Genomic DNA, 6,540 nt, shown 5'->3' with positions numbered 1-6,540 from the left:
TTCCTGGTGGGCAGCAGCGCGCTCGACGGCCGCCACGGCCGGGACGTCCTGGTGCGACTGGCGGGCGACGGGCGGCCCGTCGTCCTCGACACCGATCTGACCTGCTCCAACGGGCCGGCCTGGTCGCCGGACGGCCGGCTGATGTACAGCGTGGACACCGGCCCCGGCCTGGTCCGGGTGCGCGCGTACGACCCGGCGGACGGCCGTACCGGCGAGCGCCGGGACTTCCTCACGATCGACGACGGGCTGCCGGACGGCCTGTGCGCGGACCGCGACGGCAACCTGTGGCTGGCGGTCTGGGGCGCGGGCGAGGTGCGCTGCTACTCGCCGACCGCGCGGCACCTGGTCACCGTACGGGTCCCCGCCGCCCACCCGACCAGCGCGGCCTTCGCCGGGCCCGACCTCGCCACCTTGCTGATCACCGCGGGCGGCCCCGACGGCGGCCTGTTCGCCGCGCGCCCGGGCGCGCGCGGCGCGCCCCTCCCGGCGTGGAACGGCGTCAGCCGCTGAGCCGGACCCCGGCGCGTCGGGAAACGGCCCCGCCGGCCGCGGGGACGTGGATCACGAGGACGACTCGGCGGCTCGGCGTCGGGTCTTCGGCCGGCTTCGGCCGGTTCCTCGGCCCGCGCGGAGGCGGCAGCGCTGTTTTTCTTCTCCTTCTTCTCGTTCTTCTCCTCGTGTCCGGTCGACGCGATCCGCCGGTCCCATTCGGGCCAAGCCGTGCCGCGGACCGCCGCCTTCAGCACCTGGCTTCGTACCGACCCGGGCAGGCCTGTACGGCGGTCCGCCCCGCCCGGAGCCCGCTTTGAGGCCGCCCGCCGGAGATCGCCGCGGATCGAACCGGGCACGTCAGAGGGGGTAACGGGCAGCGAAGCCCGCACCGCGCAGGCGGCGGGCGAGCGGTCTCGGCCGGGCCGTCCGCGGAATCGCGTACGGGGCATTGACAGAGCGCCGCCCATCACAGAATAGTTCGATCGCACTCGGTCACCGAGTGATCACGCCCGGAGGAAGGACAGCGCTCCGAGGAGCGCCGGGCGTGCGGCGGTGAGCGAGCCGCGTGGTGGAACCCGGGGGAGCCTGCCCAGCCCTGCAACGGTTGTGGAGATACCTGCGATGATCCTGATTCCCGCACTCCGGAAGCGGTCGCGCCTGGGCCTGTTACGTATGGTCGCCCTCGTCTGCGCCCTGGCGGTCGTGGCGACAGGCGCCCTCGTGGCGACCCCCTTGCCCGCCCGGGCGGACCAGACGGTGACCTCCGGCGGGGCGGTCACGGTCACCTGGCCCGGCGGCGACATGGTGGCCACCTACGACGCCGCCGGCGTCGACCCGGCCAGTGCGCAGGACTTCGTGACCACCCTGTGGCCGAAGGGCGTGGGCCTGTCACCGGGGGCGTCGCTCAGCGACCTGTTCCAGGCGACATGGCGCTCGGACTCCGGCATCGTGGCACCGTACTTCCCCGACCCGCCCACCTTCGACGGCGGCTCGATCACCGTGGCCTCCGACGGCTCCGGCGGGAGCACCATCACCGTCGACATCCCCGCCGCCGACGTCCAGGCCAATCAATTGCCGGCCTGGCTGCGGGGCGTACTCGCCCAAGTGGCTGGCGCCCTCGCCTCCGTCACCGCCTTCGGCCTGTGCGCGGCAGCCCTCATCGCCAGCTCCGCCGCCGCCCTGGTCACCACCGGACCCGCGGGCACGCTAGTCCTGACGGCCCTGGGCGGCGCGTTCTGCTCCGGCATGGGCGCCGCCTCATGGACCCTCGTCGCCACGATCGTCGGCCAATGGCTGGCCGGAGGACCGTTCGACGCCGACTTCTGGTGGGGTGCCCTGGGCGCCACCCTGGCCGCCTTCGTCGGCGGCGCGGTCCTCGGCCCCGTCCTGACGCCCGTCTTCACCCAGGCCGTGGTGTCCACCCTGAACGGCATAGGCAGGGCCCTGTCGGGCATCATCAGGTTCGTGTCGAACTGGGTCGCGGGGGGCAGTTGGGATGCCGTCGCCGCCGGGGTCGCGAGGTTCTTCGCGCGGGTGGTGCGCCTGTTCCGCAGCCGGATGCCCGCGCTCGACCCCGAGTTGGGAGGGGTGGCGCCGGTCGCCAGCGGGGAGTTCGAACTGCTGCCGCTGCCCGACGTGGGCGAGCCGTTCGCCGTCCCGCTGTGCATGGACGCCTACGGGGCGGCCGGAGGGAGCGCCAACCCCGGGCAGGCCGTGGCGATCAACGCCTGTGACGGCAGTGCCAACCAGGACTTCGACTACTACCCCAACGGCGCGATCGGGCTCTACGGGCTGTGCGTGGCGCCGGGCGGCGGCACCTCGTCGATCGGCAGCCCGCTGGTGACGCTGGAGCCGTGCGACGGCTCCTCGGACGAGCAGTGGACGCAGTCGGGCGGGGCGCTGGTGAACCAGGCGGGCGGGGGCTGCCTCGACGACCCCAATCTCGACACCGCCGCCGGCACTCAGTTGGACCTCTACCCCTGCAACGGCTCGCAGGCCCAGAACTGGCGGAAGCCGGTCGCCGAGCCCTGCGACATCTACGCCGCCCACAACACCGGCTGCGTGGCGGCGTACGCCACGACACGCGCGATGTACGCGGACTACGACGGACCGCTCTACCAGGTGAAACGGGGGTCTGACGGGACGACGAAGGACATCGGGCTCCTGAGCGCCGGCGGGATCGCGGACGCCTCCCAGCAGGACTCGTTCTGCGCCAAGACCACATGCATCATCACGGAGATCTACGACCAGTCGCCGGCCGGCAATGACCTGACCATCGCGGGCCCTGGCGGCGCCAGCGGACAGGACCAGGGCGCCGTCGCCGACGCACTGCCGATCAAGGTCGGCGGCAAGAAGGCGTACGGCGTGGACATCGAGCCCTCCACCGGCTACCGGAACAACACCACCCTCGGGGTGGCCACCGACGGCCAGCCTGAAGGCATGTACATGGTGGCCAGCGGCACCCACGTCAACGACCGGTGCTGCTTCGACTTCGGCAACGCCGAGGCCAACAGCCGTGACACCGGCGACGCGCACATGGACGCGGTGACCCTCACCACCACGTGCTACTTCGCACCGTGCAGCGGCAGCGGCCCGTGGGTGCAGGCCGACTTGGAGAACGGTCTGTTCCAGGGCGGCGGAAACGGCTCCAACCTGAACAACAAGGGCAACAAGACCCCGTTCGTCACCGCGATGCTCGGCAACAACGGGCAGGACAATTTCTCTCTCAACGGCGGCGATTCGACCTCCGGTGGCCTTTCGACCTGGTGGAACGGCTCCCTCCCAACCGGTTACGCGCCGATGAAACAGGAGGGCGGCATTATCCTCGGCACCGGCGGTGACAACAGCAACTGGGACGTCGGCTCGTGGTTTGAGGGCGTCATGACCGCGGGCGACCCCAGTCAGGCCGCAGCCGACGCCGTACAGGCCAACATCGTCTCCGCCGGATACAGCGGCAGCACCGACCCGGCTGGCGCGAGCACCGCCCCCAGCGCGGCCGGCCCCGCTGTGGTCCACGCGGCAGGGGCGACCGGCGCGGCGCACGCGGGCTACTCCAGCGTCTTCACCGTGACATCGGGCGGCGACCTCCAGGAGAGCTATCTGCCCGCGATGGGCGACGACTGGTCCACGCAGAACCTGTCGGCGAAGTACGGCACCCCGACGGTGATGCCGGGCACGCAGCCGGTCGCCCTGGTCCACTGCGGGTTCACCAGCGTCTACACCGTCGATGCCGCGAGCGGCGACCTCCAGGAGACGTATCTGCAGGCCATCGGCGGCCCCTGGAAGACCCAGGACCTGTCGGTGAACTACGGCACCCCGTCCACCGCCGAGACCCCGACCGCGGTGGTGCACTCCGCCGGCGCGTCCGGTGCCACGGACGGCTGCGGCTACACCAGCGTCTACACCGTGAACAGGAACGGTCACCTGCAGGAGACCTACCTGCCCAACGCCGGCTTCCCCGGCGACCCCTGGCACACCCAGGACCTGTCGGTGAACTACGGCGCCCCCGCCGTCGAAGCAGGCACCTCGCCGGTGGCCCTGGTCCACTGCGGCTTCACCAGCGTCTACACCGTCGACGGCAACCAGCACCTCCAGGAGACCTACCTGCCGTCCATCGGCGGTCCCTGGAAGACCCAGGACCTCTCGGTGAACTACGGCACCCCGTCCACCACCACCACCCCGACCGCGGTGGTGCACTCCGCCGGCGCGTCCGGTGCCACGGACGGCTGCGGCTACACCAGCGTCTACACCGTCGACGCGTCCGACAACCACCTGCAGGAGACCTACCTGCCCAACGCCGGCTTCCCCGGCGACCCCTGGCACACCCAGGATCTCTCCGCGAACTACGGCGCCCCCGCCGTGGCGGCGGACACGGCCCCGGTCGCACTGGTCCATATGGGCTTCACCAGCGTCTACACCGTCGACCAGGGCAGCAACCACCTCCAGGAGACCTATCTGCAGGCCATCGGCGGCCCCTGGAAGACCCAGGACCTGTCGGTGAACTACGGCACCCCGTCCACCGTCACCACCCCGATCGTGCTGCTCCACCCCGACACCGGCGGCAACCTCGACTGGACCAGCGTCTACACGATCGACCAGTTCAGCGACCACCTGCAGGAGACCTACCTGCCCAACGCCGGCTTCCCCGGCGACCCGTGGGTCACCCAGGACCTGTCGGCGAAGTACGGCACCCCGCCCGACGAGACGACGGACACCCCCACAGCCGGCGCGTCGGCCGTCCATTCCGGCTACACCAGCCTGTATTCGGTGGATTCCAGCGGGAATCTGTGGGAGACCTACCTGACCGCCATGGGCCAGCCGTGGCACGCCCAGAACCTTTCCGCGGAGTACGGCACCCCCAAGGTCATGGACGCCACCGCGCCGGTAGCCCTCACCCACGACGGCTACACCAGCGTCTACACCGTCGACGCGAAATCGGGCCACCTCCAGGAGACGTACCTGCCGGCCATCGGCGACGGCTGGAGCACCCAGGACCTCTCCGACAAGTTCGGCACCCCGGCGTCCACGACCACGCCCACCGCCGCCTTCCACGACGGTTACACCAGCGTCTACACCACCGACGGCGACAACGGCGACCTGTGGGAGACCTACCTGCCCGGCGCCGGTTTCCCCGGCGACCCGTGGCACTCCCAGAACCTGTCGGCGAAGTACGGCACCCCGTCGGTCGACGCGTTCACGTCCCCGGTCGCCGTCACCCATGACGGGTACACCAGCGTCTACACGATCGACGCCGTGAACGAACACCTCCAGGAGACCTATCTGCCCGCCATGGGCGACGACTGGTCCACGCAGGACCTGTCGGCGAAGTACGGCACCCCGGCCGTCAACATCCTCTCCTCCCCGACCGCGGTCGTCCACGACGGGTACGTCAGCGTCTACACGATCGACGCCAACGGCGACGACACCACCAAGGGCCACCTCCAGGAGACCTACCTGCCCGCCATGGGCGACGCGTGGGCCACCCAGGACCTGTCGGCCAAGTACGGCGCCCCCCAACCGGTGGGCGGGATACCGCTGACAGCGCTCCACCACACCGGCTACACCAGCGTGTACTCCGTCGACCCGGGCAGCTTCGACCTCCAGGAGACCTATCTGCCGGCGATGGGCGACGACTGGTCCACGCAGGACCTGTCGGCGAAGTACGGCACGCCCCCCACCCAGGACCCGCTCGCCGCGCTGCTCCACTACGACACCGCCGGCGGCCTCACCTGGACCAGCGTCTTCACCGCCGACAGGTCGAGCGGCGACCTCCAGGAGACCTATCTGCCCGCCATCGGCGACGGCTGGACCACCCAGAACCTCACCGGCAAATACGGCGCTCCACACCTGTAGAACCACCCTGCAGGGGACCGCCGGTCGGGCGCGCCCTGGCCCCGCACCTCCGTCTGGTGGACGGCTCGCGCGCTCGCGCCCCGTGGCCAGGTCAGTCCTGGGGGATGTCGGTCGAGCGGGAGAGTTCCTCCCATTCGGTGGCGCTGTCGGCCAGTTCCCGGGATCGCTGGGTGAACGAGGCGAGTGTGTCGCTGCCCGCCGCCCACCGCTCGGGAGGTGTGCCGAGGGCCGCCAGCCGGACGATCGCCGGACCGAATTTCGCTGGATCGCCGAGCTGAGTGTGGCTGCTCGCGTCGAGGTAGGCCCGCTGTTCTGCGCGGAACGGCGCATAGTCGTCGATCTCCACGTCCGCGTGTCCGACGGAGGTCGGGTCGAGGAAGTCGGTGCGGAACATCCCCGGGTGTACGCATGTGGCGTGGATGCCGAACGGTGCGAGCTCGCGCCCGAGCCCCTCCGACCAGCCGGTGACGGCGAACTTGGTCGCGCCGTAGACGGGCGAGCCGGCGATGCCGATGATGCCGGACAGCGAGGAGATGGTGATGACGTGCCCCGACCGCTGGGCGCGCATGACCGGCAGGACGGCCCTGGTGACGTCGAACACGCCGAAGACGTTGGTGGCGAACTGCCTCTCGACGGACTGCGGCGACTGCTCCAAGCGCGAGGAGAAGTACGCCTCGCCGCTGCGGGCGACTCTTG

3 protein-coding genes are annotated in these 6,540 nt (G+C 70.9%); 2 read left to right on the top strand and 1 reads right to left on the bottom strand.

Translation table 11 applies throughout. The annotated features are described in order from the left end of the window. Positions 1-510 (top strand): SMP-30/gluconolactonase/LRE family protein (locus BM076_RS35405; protein WP_143120737.1); only part of this gene is annotated, 510 nt, incomplete at its 5' end. A 654-nt stretch (positions 511-1,164) separates the two neighbouring features. Continuing rightward, positions 1,165-5,844, top strand: coding sequence for an arabinofuranosidase catalytic domain-containing protein (locus BM076_RS37870; RefSeq protein ID WP_245796683.1), 4,680 nt, complete (start codon positions 1,165-1,167; stop codon positions 5,842-5,844). Positions 5,845-5,935: 91 nt separating this feature from the next. Here the strand turns inward: BM076_RS37870 and BM076_RS35395 are convergent. Then, positions 5,936-6,540 (bottom strand): SDR family NAD(P)-dependent oxidoreductase (locus BM076_RS35395; protein WP_107417021.1); only part of this gene is annotated, 605 nt, incomplete at its 5' end.

Origin of the sequence: Actinacidiphila alni (genome assembly GCF_900112845.1) — a bacterium.
Lineage (GTDB): Bacteria > Actinomycetota > Actinomycetes > Streptomycetales > Streptomycetaceae > Actinacidiphila > Actinacidiphila alni.
The sequence above is the reverse complement of the archived record's forward strand: the minus strand, read 5'-3'. Positions and strand labels throughout refer to the sequence as shown.

Excerpts from the sequence above, each read along its gene's own strand:
- BM076_RS37870 (WP_245796683.1), top strand. The coding sequence starts at position 1,165 with ATGGTCGCCCTCGTCTGCGCCCTGGCGGTCGTGGCGACAGGCGCCCTC.